Consider the following 23,303-nt stretch of genomic DNA (forward strand, 5'->3'; position numbering starts at 1 on the left):
GTTACTCCGCCAGGAAGTCGACGACCGCGCGGGTGAAGGCTTCCGGTTGCTCCCAGTTGGAAATGTGGGAGGTGTTCAGTTCGACATAACGAGCGCCCGGGATGGCGGTGGCCAGCTCCTTGCCCTGGGCGGGCGTGGCGGCCAGATCGTGCGTGCTGCTGATGACCAGCGTGGGCGCGGTGATCGCCGACACTTGCGCGCGGTAATCGGCGTCGCGCAGCGCTGCGCAGTTGGCCGAGTAACCGGCGTCGGGCGTGCGGCGCAGCATGTCGATCAGCACTTGCGTCAGGCCCGGTTCGCCCGCGCGGTAGCCGTCGGTCAGCCAGCGTTCGACGAGCGTGGGGGCCATCTTTTCCAGGGTCTGATCGGCCACGGCGGCAATGCGGGTGCTCCAGCCTTCGGCCGAGCCGATGCGCGCGGCCGTGTTGCACAGGATCAGCTTGGTGACGAGCTGCGGGTGTGCCAGCGCCAGCGCGATGCCGGTGGGGCCGCCCATGGACAGGCCGCAGAAGTGGGCCTGCGTGATGTTCAGGTGCGCCAACAGTTCCGCGACGTCGCCCGCCAATTGCGCGAAGGTGTATTCGCCATCGGGGATGGAGGACTTGCCGTGGCCGCGGGTGTCGTAGCGCAGTACGCGGAAGTGCTTGGTCAGTTCGGGGATCTGGCGGGCCCACATGTCGGAGCAGGTGCCCAGCGAATTGGAGAGCACGAGCACCGGCGCGTCGGCAGGGCCATCGATGACGTAGAACAGCCGTGCCTGGCTGAGTTCGGCGTAAGCCATGTGGGATACCTCGGATGAAAACGCGGCCGCGCAAAAGGCGGCCGCGACAGGATTACAGGTGGCAGGTGCCGTCGACGTAGGCTTTGCGCCAGCGCGTGATGGTCACGCGGTCGAAGAGGTTGGCCTGCGAAAACGGATCGGCGTCGATGAACTGCTGCGCGGCTTCGCGCGTGTCCAGGTCGACGATGTACAGGCCGCCGCCTGCGTCCTTGCCGTCATCTTGCAGCTTGGCGCCGCACGCCAGCAGCAACTGCTTGTTGGCGTCCAGGTATTCCAGGTGCGCCGCGCGATGCTGTTGGCGCACTTCCTGGTGGTTGGGCTTGTCGAACGTTTCGATGATGTAGGGCATGAAGTGCTCCTGTCAGATCGCCGAGGGATGGCGCGCCAGCGCCGTGACGTTGATGTCCATGTACGGGAACAGCGGCAGCGACGCCAGCAGCGTGTGCAGCTCGTCGTTGCTTTCGACGTCGAAAATGCTGACGTTGGCGTAGCGGCCCACCACGCGCCACAGCTCTTTCCACTTGCCGTCGCGTTGCAGTTGTTGGGCCAGGGCCTTTTCGTCCGCCTTCAGCTTGTCGGCGCGTTCGGCCGGCATGTCGACGGGAAGATTGACTTGCATTTGAACCATGAACAGCATGATGGGGGCTCCTGATTAGCGGGAAAACTTCAGCGGCAGGCCGGTCAGGGCCAACAGCTCGTCGGCGGTGACGTCGCCGAACATGTCGATAACGGTCACGCCGTCGGCGCGGATGTCGAACACCGCCACGTCCGTGTACACGCGCGACACGCAGCGCACACCGGTCAGCGGGTAAGTGCAGGCTTCGACCAGTTTGCTCTGGCCTTCGCGGGTTTGCAGTTCCATCATCACGAAGACGTCCTTGGCGCCGATGGCCAGGTCCATCGCGCCGCCGACGGCCGGGATGGCGTCGGGCGCGCCCGTGTGCCAGTTAGCCAGGTCGCCGTGCTGCGACACCTGGAAGGCGCCCAGCACGCAGATGTCCAGGTGGCCGCCGCGCATCATGGCGAACGAATCGGCGTGATGGAAGAACGAGCAGCCCGGCAGCTCGGTGACGGGCTGCTTGCCGGCGTTGATCAGGTCGTAGTCTTCTTCGCCCTTGGCGGGCGCGGGGCCCATGCCAAGCATGCCGTTTTCGGTATGCAGGATGACTTCGCGGTCGGCCGGCAGGTGGTTGGCGACGAGCGTGGGCAGGCCGATGCCCAGGTTCACGTAGGCGCCTTCAGGGATGTCCTGCGCGACGCGGGCGGCGATCTGGTCGCGGGTCAGTTTGGTGCTCATTGCTGCTCCTTGGCGGCCGGCGTGGCGTCGATCTGCACGACGCGTTGCACGAAGATGCCGGGGGTGACGACGGTTTCGGGGTCCAGCGTGCCCAGCTCGACCACTTCACGCACTTGCGCCACGGCCACGCGCGCGGCGCTGGCCATGATGGGGCCGAAGTTGCGGGCGGTCTTGCGGTAGACCAGGTTGCCCCAGCGGTCGCCGCGTTCGGCCTTGATCAGCGCGTAGTCGGCATGCAGGGGATATTCCAGCACGTAGTGGCGGCCGTTGATTTCGCGGACTTCCTTGCCATCGGCCAGCGGCGTGCCGTAGCCGGTGGGCGAGAAGAACGCGCCGATGCCGGCGCCGGCGGCGCGGATGCGCTCGGCCAGGTTGCCTTGGGGCACCAGTTCCAGCTCCAGCTTGCCGCTGCGGTACAGGCCGTCGAAAATCTGCGAGTCGGCCTGGCGCGGGAACGAGCAGATGATCTTGCGCACGCGGTTCGCGCCAAGCAGGGCGGCAAGGCCGGTGGTGCCGTTGCCGGCGTTGTTATTGATGATGACCAGGTCTTTCGCGCCCTGTTCGAGCAGGGCGTCGATCAATTCCATGGGCTGGCCGGCAGTGCCGAAGCCGCCGATCATGACGGTGGCGCCGTCGGGTACGTCCGCCAGGGCGGCCGCCGCGCTTGCAACAAGCTTAGAGATCATGATGTTCGCTCATAGGTGGCGTGTCATAATTTGTTCTTCATTAGAACTTTCGTTCTTCTGAAGAACATCGTTTCATGGGGACCGCATAGCGTCAAGGCAAGCCGGCGCAGCGCGATCCTCCATCGTTTTGCGTTGCCTTCAAGGGCAACGGACGGCTCGCCAGTGGCGAGCTTTTTTCTCGTGAGACCGGACGGATGGCCGAGCAAGACACCCAGCAACCCAGCGACAGTTACGTGCAATCGTTCGCGCGCGGCCTGTCGGTGATCCGGGCTTTCGGCCCGGACCGCTCGCAGATGACGCTGTCCGAAGTAGCCGCGGTGACGGGACTGACCCGTGCCGGCGCGCGCCGCATTCTGCTGACCCTGGAACACCTGGGCTACGTCACCGCCTTCGACCGCAAATTCGCGCTGACCCCGCGCATCCTGGAACTGGGCTACGCCTACCTGTCGGGCACGCCGTTGTGGAACCTGGCGCTGCCCTACATGGAAGAAGTGGCCGAGCTCACGCGGGAGTCCTGCTCCGTGTCGGTGCTGGAAGGGGCGGATATCGTCTATATCCTGCGCCTGTCCACGCACAAGGTCATGACCATCAACCTGGCCGTGGGCAGCCGCCTTCCGGCATGGGTGACGTCGATGGGGCGCGTGCTGCTGGCTGGCCTGCCGGAAGCGGAGTTGGACCGGGTGCTGGCCATGAGCCAGATCCAGTCCTATACGCCCGATACGGTGACCGACATCGCCGAGCTCAAGCGCGTGCTGGCTGGCGTGCGCGCTGACGGCTACGCCTGCGTGGCGCAGGAACTGGAGCCGGGCTTGCAGTCGGTTGCCGTGCCCATCATCGATCGCAGCGGCCGGGTGATCGCCGCGATGAACGTCAGCGGCCATTCCAATCGCTTCTCGCGCGAGGCCATGCTGGAAGCCTTCTTGCCGCCCTTGCGGCACGCCGCCGACCAGATCAACCACGCGCTGCTGCGCCGCTAGGCGAACCTGGCGGCAGGGCAGAAGGCAAGGCTGGGCGTGCATGGCGGCCGGGCTCAGATCGGGGCGACGCCCAGCGTCGTGCCGCCGCACACGTACAGCATCTGGCCGGTCACGAAACCATTGTCGGGCGACAGGAAGAACATGGCGGCGCGCGCCACGTCTTCCGGCGTGCCCAGGCGCTTGACGACGATGCTGTTGATGATGCGTTCGGTCTGCGGAGCGCCTGCCGGATTGCTCTTCGTGAAGAGATCCGTGGCGATGGGGCCGGGGCCGATGGCGTTGACGGTGATGCCGTCGCCGCCCAGTTCCATGGCCAGCGTGCGGGTCAGACCCACCAGGCCAGCCTTGGTGGCGGAATAGACCACGCGGTCCGGCTTGCCCAGCGCCGCGCGCGACGACATGTTCACGATGCGGCCGAAGCCGGCTTCGCGCATGGCGGGCAGCGCGGCCTGCACCAGGATCAACGCCGTGCGCAGATGCAGGTTCACCACATAGTCCAGATCCGCCAGCGTGGCCGTATCGGCCGTGCCGGGACGGGTCGCGCCGGCGTTGTTCACCAGGCCCACGATGTTGTAGGCGGCGGTGACTTCGGCGGCGACTTCCTTGGTACGCGCTTCGTCGGTCAGATCGGCCTGATACGAGACCAGCCCGGCCGGCGGATTCTCGGGCAGGCGGTAGTCGATGTTGACCACCTTGTGGCCCGCATCCAGCAGCATGCGGATGATGGCGGCGCCAATGCCGGCGCTGCCGCCGGTGACGAGATACGCTGTCGGTTTGCTCATATCAGTTCCCGTTTGGTTTAGAAAAGCACTGCCCCAAAAATTAAAGCCGGTTTCCCCGTCTGGGACACCGCCAGATCCGGCTTTGCCGGTCTGCAGGTGTTGCCCCTGGGGGCGCGCGTGAGCGCGTAGGGGGGGCCTATCAGTGCGTGGCGTAGCCCCAGGCCAGCACGGCGGTGATGTGGATCACACCGACCCACAGCATCATGATGACGGTATAGCCCATCACGTCGCGCAGCTTCAGCTTCGACAAGGCCAGCGCCGGCAGGATCCAGAAGGGCTGCACCAGGTCGTTCCAGGCGTTGCCCAGCATGACGGCCATCGTCGTCTGGTTCAACGCGCTGCCGATTTCCTTGGCGGCGTCAATCATGAACGGACCCTGGATGACCCAGTGGCCGCCCGCGGACGGCGCAAAGAAGTTGATGAAGAACGAGCTGATCAGACCCCAGAACGGCAGCGTGGCCGGCGTGGCGAAGTCCACGAACACTTGCGAGATCGACGTCACCAGGCCGGATGCGGCCATGATGGCCATGATGCCGGCGTAGAACGGGTATTGCAGGATGATGCCGGAGATCGTCTTGATGCCTTCGGTCAGCTTGGCCACGTAGGCGGCCGGCGTGCCCAGCAGGATGATGCCCAGGAACAGGATGATGAAGTTGATCAGGTTCAGGTCCAGCGAGCCGCCGTCCATGAAGTGGAACGTCACATAGGCAATGCCCAGCGCGCCGATCAGCAGGCTCAGGATGCGGCTGTTGTTCAGCTTCGAAGCAATGGTGCCCTTTTCCAGCATGTCTTCGCTGGCGTTGGAGGCATTGGCGTCGCGGTCGATGGCCGGGTCCACTTCAACGATCTTCTCGCCCTTCTTGGGGTGCAGCCAGGCGTTCAGCAGCGGCAGCGTGATGATGATGACCAGGCTGGTGATCAGCATGGGCACCGAGAAAATGGTTTCCGACAGCGGGATGGTGCCCATCTGCTTGGCGGTGGGGTGGCCGGGGGTGGCGACCAGCACCGGGATGCTGGCGGACAGGCCCAGACCGTACATCGTGAAGCCGCTATAGGCGGCCGCGATGATCAGGGGGTAGTGCACGCCCTTGACCTTCAGCGCCAGTTTCTTGGCGACGATGCCGCCGATAACCAGACCGAAGCCCCAGTTCAGGTAGCTGCCCACGCCGCCGACCAGCGTCGCGACGATGATGGCGGTGTGCGGCTTGTGCACATGGCTGACGATGCGGTTCAGCAGGCGGTCGGTCAGCGGTGCGGTGGCCAGCACGTAGCCCATGGCCAGGATCACGGCCATCTGCGTCGTGAAGGCCAGCAGGCTCCAGAAGCCCTTGCCCCAGGCGCGGGTGACGTCGCCGATGCTCTGGCCTTCGATGCCCATGGCCAGCAGCACGGTCAGCAGAGTCAGCGCAATCGCGAAGACGAAAGGATCGGGCAGATACTTGCGCATCAGCTCGGTAAAGAATGAAGCGAGTTTATTCATGGTGCCTCCAATAACTCCGTAGGCGGGTTCTTTAGTGTCTTGCCCTGCCCGCGGCCGGGTAACGGCGCGGGCGGGTGCAACGTTTGGTTTTCTTTGTGTGGTCGGGCTCGTGGCCCGTTGACGCGATGGGCCACGAGCCCCCGCGCCTTATTGGTCTTGAATTCGAGGAAACGCCGTCAGGCGTCGCCGGCCTTGCTGTTCAGCCACGCGGCCAGTTCGCCCAGCGTGGCGCTTTTTTCGCGCAGTACGCGTTCGCGGCGTTCGGGGCTCCAGGTGTAGAAGCCCTGCCCGCTCTTGGCGCCGATCTGGCCGCTTTCGACCTTGCTCTTTAGCAGCTCGGACGGTTCGGTGCGGTTTTCCAGGTCTTTGTACAGGTAGCTGGCAATCGCGTAGTGCACATCGATGCCGTTCATATCGCGCTGTTCCAGCGGGCCGGACAGGGCCAGGCGGATGCCCAGGCTCCACTTGACTACTTCGTCGATGTCTTCAGCGCTGGCCACGCCCTTTTCCAGGAGCGAGATCGCTTCACGGGCCAGCGCGTGCTGGATGCGGTTGGCAATGAAGCCGGGAATGTCCTGGCGCACCAGCACCGGCCGCTTGCCGGCGAAACGCAGCGTGGCCATGACCCGGGCGACGGTGGCTTCCGAGGTGTCGTCGTTGCGCACGACCTCCACCAGCGGGATGACGTCGGCCGGGGTGAAGAAGTGGGTGCCCACGAAGCGGTCGCGGCGCGTGACCGCGCTGGCGATGGCGTTGATGGACAGGCCCGACGTATTGGTGGCGAACAGCGTGTGCGCGGGGCACAGGGCATCCAGCTTGGCGAAGATGCCGCGTTTGAGTTCCAGGTTTTCCGGCACCGCTTCAATGACGAGGTCGCTGCCCGCGGCGGCGTCCAGGCTGGGGTCGAAGCGGATGCGCTGTATGGCTTCTTGAACGCCGTCGGGGGCGTAGACGTTCAATTGCCGCTCGATGATTTTCAAGGCGCGATCCAGGGCGCCTTCCATCGGGTCGATCAGGACGATGTCGAGTCCCTTCGAGGCGAACAGCGCGGCGATGCCGCTGCCCATGGCGCCTGCGCCGATGACGGCGAGATTCTTGAGGGGAGTATCCATGATGGTTCGCTCGGTGCTGTCTTGCAGGCTGCCGCGGTTCAGTCGGGCACGCAGGCGAATCAGGGTGATCTCTGTCTCATCCTAGGGTGCCTTTCTGTGCGGCGAGGCCAGAAAAATCGTTTTGTTCTATATACGAACATTTGTGCGTATATAGAATTTATGATGGGAATAGTACTAAAAGTCACCGAGGATGGACAAATGGGGATTTTTTGGCGTTCATCTGGTGGACAGGCGACCCGTAGGATGGGTGGAGCGCGGGAGGGCGTCGCCTGGAACACGGCTATCCAGCGCGCGTAACCCATCGAGCAGCCGTTGCGTTGTAGCCAAACCGGTCAAGAACCCGACGCTGCGTGATGGGTTGCGCGCGTTCAAGAACGGTCATCTTGCGCCCGCCCTCCCGCGCTCCACCCATCCTACGTTGATCAGGCAGCAACGAGGCCCAGGCAGCAGCGATATCAGGCAGCAGCGACGCCAGTCACGCCCAGGAGCGCCAAAAGGCGGTTCGTCCCGCGCAAACCGCCGCGGGACGCGTCTGACCCCTCACCGCTCGCAAAATCGCTCGCCGGCGTCAGCCCGAGTTGCGCAGGCCCGCCGCGATGCCGTTGATCGTCAGGTGGATCGCGCGTTGCACGCGTTTATCGATCTCGGCGTCCGGGTGTTTCTGCGCCGCGCGATGGCGGCGGATCAGATCGATCTGCAGGTAGTTCAGCGGGTCGATGTAGGCGAAGCGCTCGCGCAGGGAGTCTTGCAGGGTGGGGTTGTCGGCCAGCAGTTCGCGTTGGGTCAAGAGCTTCAGCATGGCCAGCGTGCGGGCGTGTTCGGCGCTGATGGCGCCGAAGATGCGGTCGCGCAGGGCGCGCTGGGGCACCAGTTGGGCATAGCGGGCGGCGATGGCCAGGTCCGACTTGGCCAACACCATTTCCATGTTGGACAACAGCGTGCGGAACGCGGGCCAGTCCCGCGCCATCTCGCGCAGCTGCGCCAGCCGGCCGCGGCGCGAACGCGGGGCCTCGGGAGCGCCGGTTTCCAGATAGGCCTCGATTGCGGAGCCCATGCCGTACCAGCCCGTCAGCATCAGGCGGCATTGCGCCCACGAAAAGCCCCACGGAATGGCGCGCAGGTCTTCGATGCGCTGGCCCTTCTTGCGCGACGCGGGGCGCGAACCGATGTTCAGGCCGGCGATCTCGGTGATCGGGGTGGCGGCGAAGAAATATTCCGCGAAGCGGGGCGTGTCGTAGACCAGGCCGCGGTACGTGCGCTGCGCCATGTCCGACATGAACGACATGGCCGGCCCGTGATGCGCCATGTGCGCGTCTTCGGCGCTGGTGGCTTCGGCGCGCGCGGCCAGGCTGGATTCCAGCGTGGCGGCCACCAGCAGTTCAAGGTGCCAGCGGCCGACCTCGGCGTCTTTGTACTTGCTTTGGATCACTTCGCCTTGTTCGGTCAGGCGGATCTGCCCGGCCACGGTGCCCGGGGGTTGGGCCAGGATCGCGTCGAAGCTGGAGCCGCCGCCGCGGCCCACCGAACCTCCGCGCCCGTGGAACAGGCGCAGGCGCACGTGGCGGGCCGAGAACACGTCGACCAGCGCGCGTTCAGCTTGGTAAAGCGACCAATTGGAAGTCAGGAAGCCGCCATCCTTGTTGCTGTCCGAATAGCCCAGCATGACTTCCTGCGCGCCATTCTGCGCCAACTTCACGCGCTGGCGTATTTCGGGCAGGTCCAGCCAGGCGGCCATGATCTCGGCGCCGCGCTGCAAGTCGGGGATGGTTTCGAACAACGGCACGACCATCAGGCCGTCTTCGGCCGCGATGTCCTGGCCGGCGGGCGCGATCAGGCCGGCCTCTTTTTGCAGCACCATGACTTCCAGCAGATCGCTCAGGGTCTCGGTATGCGACACGATGGTCTGGCGCACGGCCTGCTTGCCGTAGCGGGCGCGGCCGGCGGCGGCCGCACGCAGCACCGCCAGTTCGCGCGTGGTGTCTTCGCTGTAGGCGATCCAGGGCGATGCCAGCGGGCGCGCCTGCGCCAGCTCGGCGCGCAGCAGTGCCACGCGTTCGTCTTCGCTCAACGCCAGATAGTCCAGCGTCTGGCCGTTGTGCTGGGTGCCGGCCAAGGCGAACAATTCGGCCAGCGCGCGCTCATGCACGTCGGAGCTTTGGCGCAGGTCGACCGTGGCCAAGTGGAAACCGAAGACCTCCACGGCCTGTTGCAGCCCTGCCAACCGTAGCTTGCCAAGGGGCGCGCCATGGTGGGCGGCCAGTGATGCGGCGATCACGGCCAAGTCGGCCGACAGTTCTTCAGGCCCGCTGTACGGGGGCGCCGCCACCGTGCTGCGGCGGGCCAGGTCCTGGCCGGTGAGGCCTTGCGCGGTGGCGGCCAGGCGCGCGTAGACGCCGACCAGCGCGCGGCGGTAGGGCTCGTCCCTGCGATGTGGGGAGTCGTCGCCGCTGCTGTCGGCCAGTGCCAGCAGTTCGGGGTCGACCGAGATCAGCAACGTGGTGATCGACAGTTCCGCGCCCAGCGCGTGGACCTCTTGCAAGTAGTGTTCGAACAGTACCGTGGCTTGGCGCAGCAGCGCGCGTTCCAAGGTGCTGGCATCCACGTTCGGATTGCCGTCGCGGTCGCCGCCGATCCAGCTGCCCATGCGCAGGAAGGGCTCCAGCGGCGGCGGCGGCGCGGCGAAAGGCTTCGCGGGTTCGCGGTTCAGCAGCCGGGACAGGTCCGCATACAGGCGCGGGATGACCTGCAGGAAGGTGCTGCGGTAGTACGACAGCGCGTTTTCGATTTCGTCGGCCACTGTCAGGCGCGTGTAGCGCAGCATGCGGGTCTGCCACAGCGTGGCGACGCGGCCAAGCAAAGAGGCGTCCAGTTGCGCCAGCTCTTCCGGCGTCAACGGGCCGTCGCGCTGCGTCAACGCCAGGGCGATTTCGCGGTGGACGTCCAGGGTGCTTTTGCGCTGCACTTCGGTGGGGTGGGCGGTCAGCACCGGCATCACGCAGGCTTCGGCCAGCAGGCGGCGGATGCGGGCGGCGCCCACGCCATGCTTGGCCAGCGTCTGCACGGCGTCACGCAGGCTGCCGCGCGCGGCGGTGTCGTCGGCCAAGGCGCGGGCGCGTTGGCGGCGGTTCTGGTCGCGGTCTTCCGCGATATTGGCCAGATGCAGGAAGTAGCTGAAGGCGCGCGCGACGGAGTTCGGGTCGTTGCCTTGCAGGCGCTTGACGCGTTGCTCCAGCAGTTTGCTGTCTGCTTCATTGCCTTCGCGGCGGAATTTCACGGCCGTGCGGCGCAGCGTTTCGATGGTGTCGAAGACGCGCTTGCCTTCGCATTCCTCGATGACCGTTCCTAACAGGCGGCCTAACAGCCGGATATCGTGACGCAAGGGTTCTGCTGAATCGGACTTCGTGCGGATGGCATTCATCGGGCGGGGATCCGTCGGGCGGCTGGAAAGGGAAGGGGAAGGGGAAGAAAACGTCGCGGCTGAAAACTACGAGAGGGGAAACGGATCCGATTTTACGCAGGCTTGCTTACGGGAAAGGCGCCGGGGCTGCGTTAAAGTTCGCCTGTTCCCTTCGTCTTTCTAGAAGCCCCCTTTATGCAAAATCATCAACGCCGCGCGCTTGTCCTCTTTTCGGGTGGGCAGGACTCCACGACCTGCCTGGCCTGGGCGCTGGACCGTTATGCCCATGTGGAGACGGTGGCGTTCGATTACGGCCAGCGGCACCGCATCGAACTGGACGCCCGCCTGAACGTGCTGCGCGACATCCGCGAGCGCTTTCCGCAATGGGCGGCGCGGTTGGGCGAGGATCACCTGCTGGACTTGAAGGTGCTAGGCCAGGTTGGCGATACCGCCATGACCAGCGACCGTGCCATCGAGATGCAGGCCAATGGCTTGCCCAACACCTTCGTGCCCGGCCGCAATCTGCTTTTCCTGACGCTGGCGGCGGCGCTGGGCTATCGGCGCCAGCTTGATGTGCTGGTGGGCGGCATGTGCGAAACCGACTTCTCGGGCTATCCCGATTGCCGCGACGACACGATCAAGGCGCAGCAGGTGGCGCTGGGTCTGGGCCTGGGAAGCCGCGTCACGATCGAGACTCCACTGATGTGGATCGACAAATCCGAGACCTGGGCATTGGCCCAAACGCTGGGCGGCGACGCGTTGGTCCAGACCATCGTCGAAGAAAGCCACACCTGCTATCTGGGCGAGCGCGGCGCGCGCCATGCCTGGGGCTACGGCTGCGGCACGTGCCCGGCGTGCAAGCTGCGCCGCGCCGGCTGGGAAAAGTGGACGGCCGCGCAGGCCTGACGCCTGTCTTTTCTGCCGTGCGCAGGCCGATGACGCGTATCGCTATGTTTCGCTGATTTTTGAGGTTTGTTTTGATATGTTGAGTATTTTTCATATAAATATGAAAAATACTCAATAAAAAATGACTTAAAACCGCCCTTTTCGTATTCAGGCCCCTTTTTTTGCGACTCTGTTCCAGGTATGGAAATGCGTCCAGACATTTCGATACCGTTCGTTGGAACGGCATTATCAATCAGGGCTTAATCATTATGAATCGGTCGCGGATTATTCTCGTTTTCGACAACGAGTTTGCAAAACGGGGAATTTCCAATTCCCTCGAGCAAATCGGTTTTATTTTGAATTCCGTCTCGCTGCTGGATGGGTCGGCAACTCGCCTGTCCGGCGAGATCCTGGTGCATTTGTGCCTGCCCCGGGACCTGGACATCACCATCGGCCAGTTGCGGGCGAATTTTCTAAGCGCCACGATCATCGCGATACGCGACATCGAGAGCCCCACGGTGCGGATTAATGCGTTGCTGGCGGGGGCCGACAGTTGTTATGGCGCCAGCATCAGCTATAGCGAAGTCGCGGCCGCCATTCAATCGGCGCAACGCAAGCAGACCCTTTCCTATGCACCCGCCAGCCATGCCATGCGCAGGCAGGACCCGGCGGCCGGCCCGGTGGCGGCCAGCCCGCCGCCTTCGGAAAAAGCGTGGCGGCTGGGGGACAACGAATGGACCCTGATCTCGCCGGGGGGCGTCGGCATCAGCCTGACGCGAATGGAAAGATCGATTATGAAAGCCATGCTTCGGCACCCCGAGAAAATGGTCGGGCGAGGCGATTTCATGATCGAAAGCGCGGACATTGCCGGCAACGGGCGCTCGCTGGATCTGATCGTCAGCCGCCTGAAGCGCAAGGCGAATATCGCGGGCGCTTCCATCCCGATACGAAGCATGCGCGGCAAGGGATACTCGTTTTCGGGCGAGTTGCGCCTGGACGGCGGGCAGGAAGACACGCCGGAACCGGCGGCTGTGCGGCCGTTGCTGCCGAAGGCCGACGCGTCCCAATATCCGCTGCTGGCCGCGATTCAGGACGAGCGGCTGCTATTCCATTACCACGCAATCGTGTCGGCGCAAACGCGGGAAATCGTCGGGGCGGAGGCGCTGCTCCGGAGCAAGGACGCCAGCGGCGGGGTCGCCGACATCGATGGCCTGCTAAGGGAGGCGTGCGCATCAGAGGCCGCGCATGCGCTGGTCGGCTGGGGGCTGCGGAGCATCTCGGCGGACCAGGCGCGCTGGCGGCAGGCCGGAGACGGTGCGGGCATGGTCGTCAACATCAATGTCTCTCCCCAAAGTTTTGCTCGCCGGGATGTGGTGGACGCGATTCTGCTGGGGGTGTTTTCGCACGGCCTTTCGCCCCGGGACCTTCGCCTTGAAATCACCGAAGAGGCCACGTCCCAGATCCGCTCGGCCGATATGCGCGCCATTCTCGAGGAGTTCACGAGTTTGGGGGTGCAGGTCTGGCTGGACGATTTCGGCAAGGGCAGCAACAACCTGGAATGGTTATCGACGCTGCCGTTAGCTGGCCTGAAGCTGGAAAAGAATATCGTCTGGAACGCCGCTCGCAATCCGGATTCTCATAAGGTGCTGCGGTCCATATGCCAATTGGCGAAGGACCTTGGCATTACGACCGTGGTCAACGGTATTGAAACGGACGCGCACTATCGGGCCGCGCTGGATGCCGGCTGCGAACTGATGCAGGGCTTACTGTTTTTCAAACCGGTCGCAAGCGACGAATTCGCCCGCGCCCTGGCCGGACAGCGGGCGCGCCGCGCTGCCGTCATGCCCGAGTCCGGGCGATAAAGCGCCACCGCAGCGCGAATGCGGCCGCCAGGATGGCCGCGGCCAATCCCACAGATATCCCCATCGCCGCACGCGCGCTGTACTGCTCAAGCACAAAGGCATAGGCGACAGGCGCCGTGGCGGTCAGCAGAAAGCTTGGGATCAATAGCGCGCCCACCAGCGTCCCGTAACTGCGGAAATCGAACAAGGCCAGCGGCAGCGTGCCGCGGGTGATGGTCATCAGCCCGTTGCAGGCGCCGTAGAGCAATGCGTATGCGGCGGTGGCGTAAAGATTGCCTTGCGACAGCAGGGCCAGCAAAAAGCACAGCGGAAGCAATAGGCTGACGGCCAACGTGAGCGTTAACGGATGTAGCCGCGACCCCAGGGCGACATCCGCCATGCGGGCGGCGAATTGGCCCACCCCCCACAGGGCGGCGACGCTGACGGCGGCCGTCGTCGCCAGGCCCAACCCCGCGAGCAAAGAAATCAGGTGGGCGGCGTTGCCGGCGGCCAGGAAGTTGGTCAGCATCACGATGACCGCATACAGCGTGCCGGCCTGTCGGCGTTCGTTGGCTGTGTGGGTCAGGCCCGCGGCGTGCCGGGCAGCGGTGGCGCTGGCGGCGGCGTAGCGTTGACGGGGCAGCGCCAGATACAACGGCACCGTCGCCAAGGCCAGCGCGGCGTAGACCAGCGCCGCGCCGCGCCAGCCCAGCCAGCCGGATAGCGCGTGGCCGACGGGCCACATCACGGTGGAAGCCAAACCGCCGAACAGCGTGATTTGCGACATGGGCCGGCGCGCGGCGGGACCGGCGGCGCGGGCCAGCGACGCGAAAGCCGCGTCGTACAGGCACAGGCGCATGCCGATGCCCAGCAGCAGCCAAGCCAGGAAATACACGGGAATAGCATGCGCGGCGGCCAGCAACGCGCAGCCGGCGGCGGCGGCCACCGCGCCCAAAGGCATGACGCGGTGGCCGCCCCAGCGGTCCACCGCCATGCCCGCCAGCGGCGATACCAGCGCCATCGTCACGATCGCCGCGGAAAAGCCGCCGTAGACCGTGGCGGGGCTCCAGCCCAGGTCGGCCGTCATTGCGGGACCCAGCGCGCCGATCAGATAGAACGTCACGCCCCAGCCGACCAGCTGGGTCAGGCCCAGGCAGACAATCGCGCGCGCCGGGATCACGGCCGCTGCGGCGGGGTGGCGTCGCCATCGCCCAAGGCGCGTTGCATCAGTACCGTGTCGCGCCATTCACCGTGCTTGTGCCCCACCGACCGCAGGGTACCGACCGGATGGAAACCTTGGCTGGCGTGCAGCGCCAGGGACGCCGCGTTACGGCTGTCGCCCACCACCGCCAGCATCTGGCGCCAGCCTGCGGCGGTGCAGCGTTCGATCAGCGCGGCCAGCAGCTTGCCGCCGATGCCAAGGCCGCTGCGGCCCGCCTTTACGTACACGGAATCCTCTACCGTGTGGCGATAGGCCGGACGCGGCCGGTAGGGAGTGACGTAGGCGTAGCCGACGACTTCGCCGTTGATTTCCGCCACCAGATAGGGCATTTCCTTTTCCAGCACGGCGCCGCGGCGTTGGCGCATTTCGGCGATGGACGGCGGTTCCAGCTCGAACGAGGCGGTGCCGTGCTCCACATGGTGGGCATACAGGGTTTTGATGGCGGGCAGGTCCGCGTCCGCGCTGTCGCGGATCAGAACGGTAGGCTGGGAGGGCGGCATGACGGGGGCAGAAAGCTCGATGGGTGGAAAACAAGCTGCCAGTGTCGCGCAAGGCAATTCATTAATAAAGCTTTGGTTTATTATGGTTTTCATAAGCAAAACTTTGGATGAAAGCGATGCGTGGCTTGAATCTGGACCATCTGCGCACGTTCGCCCAGGTCGTCGAATTGGGTAGTTTTTCCGCAGCCGCCGAGCGCGGCGGCGTGACGCAGCCTGCCGTCAGCCTGCAGATTCGCCAGTTGGAACGGCGCTTCGGCCTGAAGCTGGTCGAGCGCATTGGCCGCCGCGCGGGGCCGACCGCCGCCGGGCGCGAATTGCTGATCCATATCCGCGTTATCGATACCGCGCTGGCGCAGGCGGAACAGGCCATGTCGGCCCATGCTTCGCAGGTGTCAGGGCGGATCCGCATGGGTACGGGCGCCACCGCATGCACTTACCTGTTGCCGCCGGTGCTGGCCGACCTGCGCCAGCGCTTTCCCGCGTTGGATATCGTGGCCAGCACAGGGAATACATCCGACATGCTGCGCGGGCTGGAGAACAACACGCTGGACATGGCGCTGGTCACCCTGCCTGCGCCGGGCCGCATGTTGCAGGTTACGCCGGTGCTGGAAGACGAATTCGTGGCGATCTTTCCCGCCCGCGATCCGGCCGCCATTCCCGCCGTCGTGACGCCGCTGTCGTTGGCGAAGCTGCCGCTGGTGCTGTTCGAACCCGGCGCCCGAACCCGCCGCCTGGTCGATGACTGGTTCGAAGCGGCGGGCGTGGCGGCCAAGCCCGTCATGGAACTTGGCAGCACCGAAGCCATGAAGGAAATCGTGGCTGCCGGTTTGGGTTGCGCGGTGCTGCCGAAACTTGCCGTGTCGGGCGCGGGGCAACGCGACGCACTCGTCGTGCGTTCGCTGACGCCGCGCCTATCGCGCGACCTGGCCATCGTGCTGCGCCGAGACAAGCCGCTTAGCCGGGGGCTGCGCCATCTGCAAGAGGCGCTGCTGGCGTTGCGTGCGTGAACGCGTAAGGGTGGAACACGTCCACGGGTAACTGGTTGCAATCCTGGACGCATTCGCGCACGGCGGCCATGTCGGAGAAGTCCAAGCCGCTGCGCACGCCTTGCAGGTCCAGATTCATGGCCAGGGTCACCAGGTCCACATTGCCGGTGCGTTCACCGTTGCCGAAGAGGCAGCCTTCGACCCGGTCGGCGCCTGCCAGCACGGCCAGTTCGGCCGAGGCGACGGCGGTGCCGCGGTCATTGTGCGGATGCACGCTCAGCACGATGCTGTCGCGCCGCGCCAGATGGCGGTGCATCCATTCGATCTGGTCGGCATACACGTTGGCCGTCGTGCATTCGACCGTGGAAGGCAGGTTGATGATCATTTTGCGCGCGGGCGTGGGGCCCCAGATGGCGCTGACCGCATCGCAGACCTCCAGCGAGAAATCCAGCTCGGCCAGGCTGAACGTCTCTGGCGAGTATTCGTAGATCCACTCCGTTTCGGGGTGGGCATCGGCCAGGGCCCGGATCTGCCGGGTGCCTGCCAGCGCGATTTCCTTGACTTCGGCGCGCGTCATGCCAAATACGATGCGCCGCCATTGCGGCGCAATGGGCGCATACAGGTGCACGATGGCTCGCGGCGCCCCGCGCAGCGATTCGAAGGTGCGTTCGATCAGGTCGGGACGCGACTGCGTCAGGACCTCGATCGTTACGTCGGTCGGTATGCGGTGCTCTTCGATCAGCTTGCGCACAAAGTTGAAGTCCGTGTCCGAGGCCGATGGAAACGCGACTTCGATCTCTTTGACGCCCACCGCCACCAGTTGCTGGAACATGCGCAACTTGCGCGCGCTGTCCATGGGTTCGATCAGCGCTTGATTGCCGTCGCGCATGTCCGTGCTCATCCAGATGGGCGGCGCAAGCAGACGGCGCGTGGGCCAGGTGCGTTCGGCGTAATCCCGCGTGAAAGGTTGGGGGGGGCGGTATTTGTGTTGGGGTTGTTCAAGCATGGAAACCTCCGGCCACGGGCAGGCGCCGCAGCATCAGACAGCCATGGCCGCGTGGCGCGGCGACGGCAAAGAAATCGGGGAGGTGGCTTCAGGGCCTGTCAGCGGGCCCCGGGCTGCCGGGCGGCCACGGGGCGCAAGGCCCGGCAACCGCGCGCTAGTCGCAAGGCTAGGAGGGGGGCGGCCAAGCCGGTCGCTTGCCCACGGCCGGCGGCCGCAAAAGCGGCGCGGGTGGGGTGAGGGGCGATCGGCGGGGGCATGGAGTCGTCAGAAGATTCAGCAGGGATTCGGGGATGGTAAGTACACTGGGAAAGACCGTCTAACGCTATCCAGGCAGCAACCATCGCAAAATGGACATTCCATCCTCTCCGCCGACCGGAAATACGCGCGCGCCCACCGATGTGGATTTATTCCCCTATGAATCGTCGCAGCGCCCGGTGGCGGGGCTGGCGGTGGATTACGAAGACGGCCATCGCGTGCGGCGGCATCGGCACCGCCGGGGGCAGTTGCTCTACGCGATCTCCGGAGTGATGGTGGTGGATACCGATGCCGGCATCTGGATCGTGCCGCCTACGCGCGGCGTGTGGGTGCCCGCCTGGGTGCCGCATGGCATCCGCATGAGCGGAGAGCCGCGCATGCGCACGGTGTTCGTCGAACCCGGCGCCGCCGCGCATCTGCCCGAGCAATGCTGCGTGCTGTCGATTTCGCCGCTGTTGCGCGAATTGATGGTGGCCGCGGCTGATGTGCCGCTGGATTGGGCGCCCGACACGCGCGACGGCCGCTTGATGATGCTGCTGCTGGACGAACTGCGCCAGGAACCGGTGTTGCCGCTGCATTTGCCGCAACCGTCCGAGCCGCGGCTGGCGCGCATCTGCCGCGCCATCGTGCGCCATCCCGAGCGGCAGGCGGGGGCGGCGGAATGGGCCCGCGAATTGGGGGTGGACCCCAAGACGGTGCATCGCTTGTTCCTGCGCCACACCGGCATGACGTTCGGCCGCTGGCGCCAGCAGGCGCGCCTGCTGGCGGCCATGGAGCGGCTGGCGCGGGGCGCGCGGGTGCTGGACGTGGCGCTGGACCTGGGCTACGACAGCCCCAGCGCGTTTGCCGCGATGTTCCGCCGCGCCGTGGGCGAACCGCCCAGCGTGTTCGCAGCCCGAGGCGGGGCGTCCGCCTGATGGCCACGAACGGCTTCGGGGGCGGCGGCCGGGCAGCGCCGCCCCGATCCAGCGTATTATTTACCGTTTTGCCGCCACGCTAACAGCACTCGAGACAAACCATGCCGCACTACCGTTCCCGCACATCGACCCACGGCCGCAACATGGCCGGCGCCCGCGCCCTGTGGCGCGCCACCGGCATGAAGGACGGCGATTTCGGCAAGCCGATCATCGCGGTAGTGAACTCGTTCACGCAGTTCGTGCCGGGCCACGTGCACCTGCGCGATTTGGGCGCGCTGGTGGCCAAAGAGATCGAAGCCGCGGGCGGCGTCGCCAAGGAATTCAACACGATCGCCGTCGATGACGGCATCGCCATGGGCCACGGCGGCATGCTGTATTCGCTGCCGTCGCGCGAACTGATCGCCGACTCGGTGGAATACATGGTGAACGCGCACTGCGCCGACGCCATGGTCTGCATTTCGAACTGCGACAAGATCACCCCGGGGATGTTGATGGCCGCGATGCGCCTGAACATCCCGGTCGTGTTCGTGTCCGGTGGCCCGATGGAAGCGGGCAAGGTCAAGTCGCCCACCGATGGCACGGTCATCGCCAAGATCGACCTGATCGACGCCATGATCAAGGCGGCTGACCCGAAGGTTTCGGACGCCGAAGTGGCCGAAGTGGAACGCAGCGCGTGCCCCACCTGCGGCTCCTGTTCCGGCATGTTCACCGCCAACTCGATGAACTGCCTGACCGAAGCCATCGGCCTGGCGTTGCCGGGCAACGGCACCATCGTGGCGACGCATGCGTGGCGCAAGGGCCTGTTCGAGCAAGCCGGCCGTCTGGTCGTGGACCTGTGCCGCCGCTATTACGTGGAAGAAGACGAATCGGTCCTGCCGCGCAACATCGCCACGAAGAGCGCGTTCCAGAACGCGATGGCGCTGGACGTGGCGATGGGCGGCTCGACCAATACCGTGCTGCACTTGCTGGCTGCGGCGCAAGAAGCGGGCGTGGATTTCAAGATGGCCGACATCGACCGCATTTCGCGCAAGGTGCCTTGCCTGTGCAAGGCGGCGCCCGCCACCGACAAATACCACATTGAAGACGTGCACCGCGCTGGCGGCATCCTGGGCATCCTGGGTGAACTGGCGCGCGCGGACCTGCTGGACTTGTCTTGCGGCAACGTGCATAGCGGCACGCTGGGCAATGCGATCCAGCAATGGGACGTGGCGGGCGATGCCAGCGAGGAAGCGCGCAAGTTCTACCGCGCGGCGCCCGGCGGCATCCCGACGACGGTTGCGTTCAGCCAGGACGCGACGTTCCTGACGCTGGATACGGACCGTAAGACGGGGTGCATCCGCAGCAAGGAAAATGCGTATTCGAAGGATGGCGGTCTGGCGGTGCTGTACGGCAATCTGGCCGAGAAGGGCTGCATTGTGAAGACGGCTGGCGTGGACGAGTCGCAATGGGTTTTCACCGGCCGTGCGCGCGTGTTCGAAAGCCAGGACGATGCGGTGGAAGGGATCCTTGGCGACAAGATCGTGGCGGGCGATGTGGTGGTGATTCGCTACGAAGGCCCGAAGGGCGGTCCGGGCATGCAAGAGATGCTGTATCCGACGTCGTATCTGAAGTCCAAGGGTTTGGGAAAGACGTGCGCGCTGTTCACGGACGGGCGTTTTTCGGGCGGTTCGTCGGGGCTGGTGATCGGGCACGCGTCGCCGGAAGCGGCGGAAGGCGGCATGATCGGCCTGGTGGAAGAAGGCGATGTGATCGAGATCGATATCCCCAACCGCAAGATGCATCTGGCGGTGTCGGACGAAGAACTGGCGCGTCGCCGCGCGGCGATGGATGCGCGGGCGGACGGCTGGGAGCCGGTGGGCCGCGAACGCGTCGTGTCGCAGGCGTTGCAGGCTTATGCGGCGTTGGCGACGTCTGCGGATCGCGGTGCGGTTCGGGATTTGTCGCAGCTGAAGCAGAAGGGCAAGCGTTGATTTTCTGATTTTCTGGCTGGGAAGAAGCGGCGCTTTATGCGCCGCTTTTTTTGCGCGGAGGGCGGGGTTTGTGGGGGAGATTTGCGGCGTGGCGGGTGGGGGGCGCGTCTTTAGATCTTCGTGGGGCGTCCTTGGATCTTCGTAGGACTTCCGTAGATCTTCGTGGGGCGCTCGCCGCCGGGGTCGGGTGGGGTGGCGCGCGCCCACGATTGCGGTCCGGAGCCTTCGCTCCGGACTGCCCTCTCGTCATCTTCGTCCAGGCCTGCGGCCTTCCCTTCAGATTCCCTCGGGCGCATCAAGGTTGCGCGCCACCCACCCGACCCCGGCGACGAGCTGTGCCGTCTTGGTTTGCGCGCTGCTAGGGGGCGGTTTACTGACGAGTTTGCGTGGCCCGCTTCAAGCGGCCGCATTCGGCATACGTGGCGGTGATGCGTGGTTGGCAGGGCGCTTGCGGTGATGGATTTTCTCGCGCGGGTCTTCATCGTAGGATGGGTGGAGCGCGGCGGACCCGGGATAAGGATGAGGGGCCAATCGCGCGTAACCCATCACGTCTGCATGCCTCGATGATGGGTTACGTGCGGCACACCTTCGTGTGCTTGGCCCTGCCGGAACGCACTGCACCCATCCTACGGGGCGAAGCAGCTGCGTTGCGGCGCTGGACGCCGATCGGGGCGGGCCTGCCATAAAATGCAGCCAACCCCGTCTGGAGCCATTCATGTCCCTTAACTCTGATGCACTGCGCCTGTTCCTTGGCGTCGTCGACGCGGGCTCCATGAGCGCTGCGGCAGAAATGCTCGGCCAAACTGCGTCCGGCGTCAGTCGCGGGCTGTCTCGGCTTGAAGAGGATCTGGGTGTCATTCTCTTGAACCGGACAACCCGGCGGATGGAATTGACCGAAGAAGGCGCTCACTTTCTGCCCAAGGCGCGTCAGATCGTGGCGGCGCTGGAAGAGGCCGAGGAGTGCATGCGGATGGTGCATCAGCGGCCGGCGGGGCGGTTGCGGGTGGATGCGTCGGTGCCGGTGATGCTGCATTGCGTGGTGCCGCATGTGGGGGAGTTCCGGCAGCAATATCCCGAGATTACGCTGGAGCTGACCAGCAACGACCGCATCGTCGACTTGATGGAGCATCGCACCGATATCGCTATTCGCATGGGGCCGCTGACGGACTCGACGTTGCATGCGCGGCCGTTGCGGCCCGCGCCGCGCTGGATGATGGCCAGCCCTGAATACATCGCGCGGCGCGGAGCGCCAGAGACGGTGGAGGATCTGGCTGAGCACGAGGTGTTGGGGTTCACGCACCCCGAGAGCCTGAACGTGTGGCCGCTCAAGCATGCTGGCGGGTCCAGCTATCTGGCGACGCCCACGCTGGCGACATCCAGTGGCGAAACCCAACGGCTGCTGGCGCTGCGCGGGGTGGGAATTGCGTGCCTGTCGGACTTCGTGGTGCGTGAAGACATCGCGGCGGGGCGATTGGTGAAGGTGATGGAAAGCGTGTACAGCGATTACCTGCAGCCGATGCACGCGGTGTATCACCGCAACACGCAGCTGTCGCGGCGCATTGCCTGCTTCCTGGATTTCTTTGCGGGGCGCGTGTAGGGCGATGGGTTGCGCGCGCTGAATGCTCGTTCCCTTGCGGACGCGTTCGCGCGCTCCACCCATCCTACGAAGGATCGCGCTTCAACCATACGACGGAGGATCGCGCTTCAACCATCCTACGGTTGACCGCCGTACCCTGTAGGATGGGTGGAGCGCGCGGTTCGAAGCAGAAGAACGCACAATGCGCATCGCGCGCAACCCATCATGCCGCCTACGCGTGCAGCGCCTTGCCAAACGCCGACAACACCGATTCGTGCAGCGTTTCCGACAAGGTCGGGTGTGCAAATACCGTCTGCATCAAGTCCTCTTCGGTCGCTTCCAGCGAGGCGGCCACGCCGTAGCCTGTGATCAGCTCGGAGGCTTCCGGATGGATGATGTGGGCGCCCAGCAGTTCTCCGGACTTTGCATCGAACACGGTCTTCACCAAACCCTGGTCTTCGCCCATCGCGATCGCTTTGCCGTTGCCGGCGAAGGTGAATTTGCCGACGCGGACCTCACCGCCCGACCGTGCGGCATGTTCGCGCGCGCGGGCTTCGGTCATGCCGATGCTGGCAACTTGCGGGTGCGAATACGTGCAGGCGGGGATGCGCAGCGGGTCGATGGCGTGGGCGGGAAGGCCGGCGATGGCTTCCACGCACATTACGCCTTCGTGGCTGGCCTTGTGGGCCAGCCAGGGGGCGCCGGCCACGTCGCCGATGGCATAGACGCCGGGTTCGCCGGTGCGGCATTGGGCGTCGGTGACGATGTGGGTCTTCTCGACCTTCACGCGCGTGTTCTCCAGGCCCAGGTTCTCGACGTTGCCGACGATGCCGGCCGCGACGATGACGCGTTCGACTTCCAGTTCGGATCGCTTGCCTTGCTGCTCCAGCGTGACGTTGACGCCGGTAGCGGTAAGGGACGATGCCGTGACGGCGCATTGCGTCAGCACGCGAATGCCTTGTTTTTCAAACGCCTTGCGCGCCAGTTGCGAGATCTCGGCGTCTTCTTGCGGCAGGATTTCCGGCGTCATGTCGATCAGGGTGACGTCGGCGCCGATGGCGCGGTAGAAGCTGGCGAACTCCGCGCCGATCGCGCCCGCGCCCACCACCAGCAGCGACTTCGGAATCCCGGTGGGGGCCAGCGCCTGGCGGTACGCCCAGATGCGTTCGCTTGTCGGCAGCGCAGGCAGTTCGCGGGCGCGCGCACCCGTGGCCAGGATGATGTGCTTGGCGGACAGCGTCGTGCCGATGTCCAGCGCCAGCTTGCCCGATCCCGCCAGCTTGGCGCTGGCGGCGTACACGGTCACGCCGTTCTTCTTCATCAGGTGTACCACGCCCTGGCCCAGGCGGCCCGCCACCTTGCGGGATCTTGCCACCATCGCGGCCAGATCGGGGCGGGCCTCGCCCGCGCCGGTCACGCCGTAGTGGGCGGCTTCGCGGCAGGCGCGTAGCACGGTGGCGCTGTGCAGCAGGGCCTTGGTGGGGATGCAGCCCCAGTTCAGGCAGATGCCGCCCAGTTCGGCGCGTTCCACCAGGGCAACCGACATGCCTAGCTGCGCGCCGCGGATGGCGGCGACGTAGCCGCCGGGGCCGCCGCCGACGATGATCAAGTCAAACACGGTTTTCGTCATGGT

General features: G+C 65.3%; 20 protein-coding genes. 7 read left to right on the top strand and 13 right to left on the bottom strand.

What is annotated here, in order from left to right:
* Position 1: 1 nt before the first annotated feature.
* The 5 genes from pcaD to ACI0FO_RS13925 are packed head-to-tail and all read right to left on the bottom strand — an operon-like array spanning position 2 to position 2,764.
* Positions 2 to 781 carry a 3-oxoadipate enol-lactonase gene (pcaD, locus tag ACI0FO_RS13905; RefSeq protein ID WP_416027462.1) on the bottom strand — a complete coding sequence of 260 codons (780 nt, stop codon included), beginning with the start codon at positions 779 to 781 and terminating at the stop codon, positions 2 to 4.
* Between the two features lie 52 nt (positions 782 to 833).
* Positions 834 to 1,130 (bottom strand): YciI family protein, encoded by a 297-nt coding sequence (locus ACI0FO_RS13910; RefSeq protein ID WP_006216052.1) that lies wholly within the window; start codon positions 1,128 to 1,130, stop codon positions 834 to 836.
* Between the two features lie 12 nt (positions 1,131 to 1,142).
* Positions 1,143 to 1,418, bottom strand: coding sequence for a muconolactone Delta-isomerase (gene catC / locus ACI0FO_RS13915; RefSeq protein ID WP_006227165.1), 276 nt, complete (start codon positions 1,416 to 1,418; stop codon positions 1,143 to 1,145).
* Positions 1,419 to 1,433: 15 nt separating this feature from the next.
* Positions 1,434 to 2,078 (bottom strand): 3-oxoacid CoA-transferase subunit B, encoded by a 645-nt coding sequence (locus tag ACI0FO_RS13920; RefSeq protein ID WP_054427033.1) that lies wholly within the window; start codon positions 2,076 to 2,078, stop codon positions 1,434 to 1,436.
* Positions 2,075 to 2,764 carry a 3-oxoacid CoA-transferase subunit A gene (locus ACI0FO_RS13925; protein ID WP_105558706.1) on the bottom strand — a complete coding sequence of 230 codons (690 nt, stop codon included), beginning with the start codon at positions 2,762 to 2,764 and terminating at the stop codon, positions 2,075 to 2,077. Before ACI0FO_RS13925 ends, ACI0FO_RS13920 begins: the two co-directional genes overlap by 4 nt.
* 194 nt (positions 2,765 to 2,958) lie before the next feature.
* On the opposite strand from ACI0FO_RS13925, the gene ACI0FO_RS13930 reads away from it, so the two are divergent.
* A complete protein-coding gene (locus ACI0FO_RS13930; protein WP_416027465.1) occupies positions 2,959 to 3,741 on the top strand; it encodes an IclR family transcriptional regulator in 783 nt (260 codons plus the stop codon).
* 53 nt (positions 3,742 to 3,794) lie between these two features.
* On the opposite strand, the gene ACI0FO_RS13935 is transcribed toward ACI0FO_RS13930, so the two are convergent.
* The 4 genes from ACI0FO_RS13935 to ppc all read right to left on the bottom strand — a co-directional run bounded on the left by ACI0FO_RS13935 (position 3,795) and on the right by ppc (position 10,533).
* Positions 3,795 to 4,523: an SDR family NAD(P)-dependent oxidoreductase gene (locus ACI0FO_RS13935; RefSeq protein ID WP_046803263.1), complete on the bottom strand. Its 729-nt coding sequence runs from the start codon at positions 4,521 to 4,523 to the stop codon at positions 3,795 to 3,797.
* A gap of 139 nt (positions 4,524 to 4,662) precedes the next feature.
* Positions 4,663 to 6,003: a short-chain fatty acid transporter gene (locus ACI0FO_RS13940; RefSeq protein WP_105558703.1), complete on the bottom strand. Its 1,341-nt coding sequence runs from the start codon at positions 6,001 to 6,003 to the stop codon at positions 4,663 to 4,665.
* A gap of 176 nt (positions 6,004 to 6,179) precedes the next feature.
* On the bottom strand, positions 6,180 to 7,115 hold the full coding sequence (locus ACI0FO_RS13945; protein ID WP_416027467.1) for a 3-hydroxyacyl-CoA dehydrogenase family protein: 936 nt from the start codon (positions 7,113 to 7,115) through the stop codon (positions 6,180 to 6,182).
* A 568-nt stretch (positions 7,116 to 7,683) separates the two neighbouring features.
* Entirely contained in the window at positions 7,684 to 10,533 is a 2,850-nt protein-coding gene (gene ppc / locus ACI0FO_RS13950; protein ID WP_416027469.1) for a phosphoenolpyruvate carboxylase, read from the bottom strand.
* A gap of 174 nt (positions 10,534 to 10,707) precedes the next feature.
* On the opposite strand from ppc, the gene queC reads away from it, so the two are divergent.
* Both queC and ACI0FO_RS13960 read left to right on the top strand, forming a co-directional pair.
* Positions 10,708 to 11,418: a 7-cyano-7-deazaguanine synthase QueC gene (queC, locus tag ACI0FO_RS13955; RefSeq protein WP_416027470.1), complete on the top strand. Its 711-nt coding sequence runs from the start codon at positions 10,708 to 10,710 to the stop codon at positions 11,416 to 11,418.
* Between the two features lie 161 nt (positions 11,419 to 11,579).
* The gene (locus ACI0FO_RS13960) at positions 11,580 to 13,259 is read left to right on the top strand and encodes an EAL domain-containing protein (RefSeq protein WP_416027472.1); all 1,680 of its coding nucleotides are present in this window, start codon (positions 11,580 to 11,582) and stop codon (positions 13,257 to 13,259) included.
* Here the strand turns inward: ACI0FO_RS13960 and ACI0FO_RS13965 are convergent.
* Both ACI0FO_RS13965 and ACI0FO_RS13970 read right to left on the bottom strand, forming a co-directional pair.
* Positions 13,237 to 14,418, bottom strand: a complete 1,182-nt coding sequence (locus ACI0FO_RS13965) for an MFS transporter (protein ID WP_416027474.1) — start codon at positions 14,416 to 14,418, stop codon at positions 13,237 to 13,239. The genes ACI0FO_RS13960 and ACI0FO_RS13965 overlap by 23 nt on opposite strands.
* Complete coding sequence (locus ACI0FO_RS13970; RefSeq protein WP_416027476.1) at positions 14,415 to 14,960, bottom strand: GNAT family N-acetyltransferase; 546 nt, start codon at positions 14,958 to 14,960, stop codon at positions 14,415 to 14,417. Before ACI0FO_RS13970 ends, ACI0FO_RS13965 begins: the two co-directional genes overlap by 4 nt.
* Before the next feature lie 116 nt (positions 14,961 to 15,076).
* Between ACI0FO_RS13970 and ACI0FO_RS13975 the strand changes: the two genes are divergently transcribed.
* The gene (locus ACI0FO_RS13975) at positions 15,077 to 15,967 is read left to right on the top strand and encodes a LysR family transcriptional regulator (protein ID WP_416028094.1); all 891 of its coding nucleotides are present in this window, start codon (positions 15,077 to 15,079) and stop codon (positions 15,965 to 15,967) included.
* Here ACI0FO_RS13975 and ACI0FO_RS13980 read toward each other — a convergent pair.
* A complete protein-coding gene (locus tag ACI0FO_RS13980) occupies positions 15,915 to 16,952 on the bottom strand; it encodes a 2-isopropylmalate synthase (protein WP_416027478.1) in 1,038 nt (345 codons plus the stop codon). The two genes, ACI0FO_RS13975 and ACI0FO_RS13980, sit on opposite strands and share 53 nt — an antisense overlap.
* A gap of 347 nt (positions 16,953 to 17,299) precedes the next feature.
* Here ACI0FO_RS13980 and ACI0FO_RS13985 point away from each other — a divergent pair, with 347 nt between their 5' ends.
* From ACI0FO_RS13985 to ACI0FO_RS13995, 3 genes are all read left to right on the top strand, one after another.
* Positions 17,300 to 18,124, top strand: coding sequence for an AraC family transcriptional regulator (locus ACI0FO_RS13985; RefSeq protein WP_416027480.1), 825 nt, complete (start codon positions 17,300 to 17,302; stop codon positions 18,122 to 18,124).
* A 101-nt stretch (positions 18,125 to 18,225) separates the two neighbouring features.
* Positions 18,226 to 20,094 (top strand): dihydroxy-acid dehydratase, encoded by a 1,869-nt coding sequence (gene ilvD, locus ACI0FO_RS13990; RefSeq protein WP_416027482.1) that lies wholly within the window; start codon positions 18,226 to 18,228, stop codon positions 20,092 to 20,094.
* Positions 20,095 to 20,809: 715 nt separating this feature from the next.
* Positions 20,810 to 21,691 carry a LysR substrate-binding domain-containing protein gene (locus tag ACI0FO_RS13995; RefSeq protein ID WP_416027484.1) on the top strand — a complete coding sequence of 294 codons (882 nt, stop codon included), beginning with the start codon at positions 20,810 to 20,812 and terminating at the stop codon, positions 21,689 to 21,691.
* A gap of 211 nt (positions 21,692 to 21,902) precedes the next feature.
* Here ACI0FO_RS13995 and lpdA read toward each other — a convergent pair whose 3' ends face one another.
* Positions 21,903 to 23,300, bottom strand: coding sequence for a dihydrolipoyl dehydrogenase (lpdA, locus tag ACI0FO_RS14000; RefSeq protein WP_416027486.1), 1,398 nt, complete (start codon positions 23,298 to 23,300; stop codon positions 21,903 to 21,905).
* Positions 23,301 to 23,303: the final 3 nt, after the last annotated feature.

The organism is Achromobacter marplatensis (assembly GCF_049060505.1).
GTDB classification, from domain to species: Bacteria; Pseudomonadota; Gammaproteobacteria; order Burkholderiales; family Burkholderiaceae_B; genus Achromobacter; species Achromobacter marplatensis_A.

Coding starts and splice junctions, on each gene's coding strand:
- ACI0FO_RS13980 (WP_416027478.1), bottom strand. CDS start 16,952: ATGCTTGAACAACCCCAACACAAATACCGCCCCCCCCAACCTTTCACG.
- queC (WP_416027470.1), top strand. CDS start 10,708: ATGCAAAATCATCAACGCCGCGCGCTTGTCCTCTTTTCGGGTGGGCAG.
- ilvD (WP_416027482.1), top strand. CDS start 18,226: ATGCCGCACTACCGTTCCCGCACATCGACCCACGGCCGCAACATGGCC.
- ACI0FO_RS13910 (WP_006216052.1), bottom strand. CDS start 1,130: ATGCCCTACATCATCGAAACGTTCGACAAGCCCAACCACCAGGAAGTG.
- catC (WP_006227165.1), bottom strand. CDS start 1,418: ATGCTGTTCATGGTTCAAATGCAAGTCAATCTTCCCGTCGACATGCCG.
- ACI0FO_RS13975 (WP_416028094.1), top strand. CDS start 15,077: ATGCGTGGCTTGAATCTGGACCATCTGCGCACGTTCGCCCAGGTCGTC.
- ACI0FO_RS13920 (WP_054427033.1), bottom strand. CDS start 2,078: ATGAGCACCAAACTGACCCGCGACCAGATCGCCGCCCGCGTCGCGCAG.
- ACI0FO_RS13970 (WP_416027476.1), bottom strand. CDS start 14,960: ATGCCGCCCTCCCAGCCTACCGTTCTGATCCGCGACAGCGCGGACGCG.
- pcaD (WP_416027462.1), bottom strand. CDS start 781: ATGGCTTACGCCGAACTCAGCCAGGCACGGCTGTTCTACGTCATCGAT.
- lpdA (WP_416027486.1), bottom strand. CDS start 23,300: ATGACGAAAACCGTGTTTGACTTGATCATCGTCGGCGGCGGCCCCGGC.
- ACI0FO_RS13930 (WP_416027465.1), top strand. CDS start 2,959: ATGGCCGAGCAAGACACCCAGCAACCCAGCGACAGTTACGTGCAATCG.
- ACI0FO_RS13940 (WP_105558703.1), bottom strand. CDS start 6,003: ATGAATAAACTCGCTTCATTCTTTACCGAGCTGATGCGCAAGTATCTG.
- ACI0FO_RS13995 (WP_416027484.1), top strand. CDS start 20,810: ATGTCCCTTAACTCTGATGCACTGCGCCTGTTCCTTGGCGTCGTCGAC.
- ACI0FO_RS13925 (WP_105558706.1), bottom strand. CDS start 2,764: ATGATCTCTAAGCTTGTTGCAAGCGCGGCGGCCGCCCTGGCGGACGTA.
- ppc (WP_416027469.1), bottom strand. CDS start 10,533: ATGAATGCCATCCGCACGAAGTCCGATTCAGCAGAACCCTTGCGTCAC.
- ACI0FO_RS13945 (WP_416027467.1), bottom strand. CDS start 7,115: ATGGATACTCCCCTCAAGAATCTCGCCGTCATCGGCGCAGGCGCCATG.
- ACI0FO_RS13985 (WP_416027480.1), top strand. CDS start 17,300: ATGGACATTCCATCCTCTCCGCCGACCGGAAATACGCGCGCGCCCACC.
- ACI0FO_RS13935 (WP_046803263.1), bottom strand. CDS start 4,523: ATGAGCAAACCGACAGCGTATCTCGTCACCGGCGGCAGCGCCGGCATT.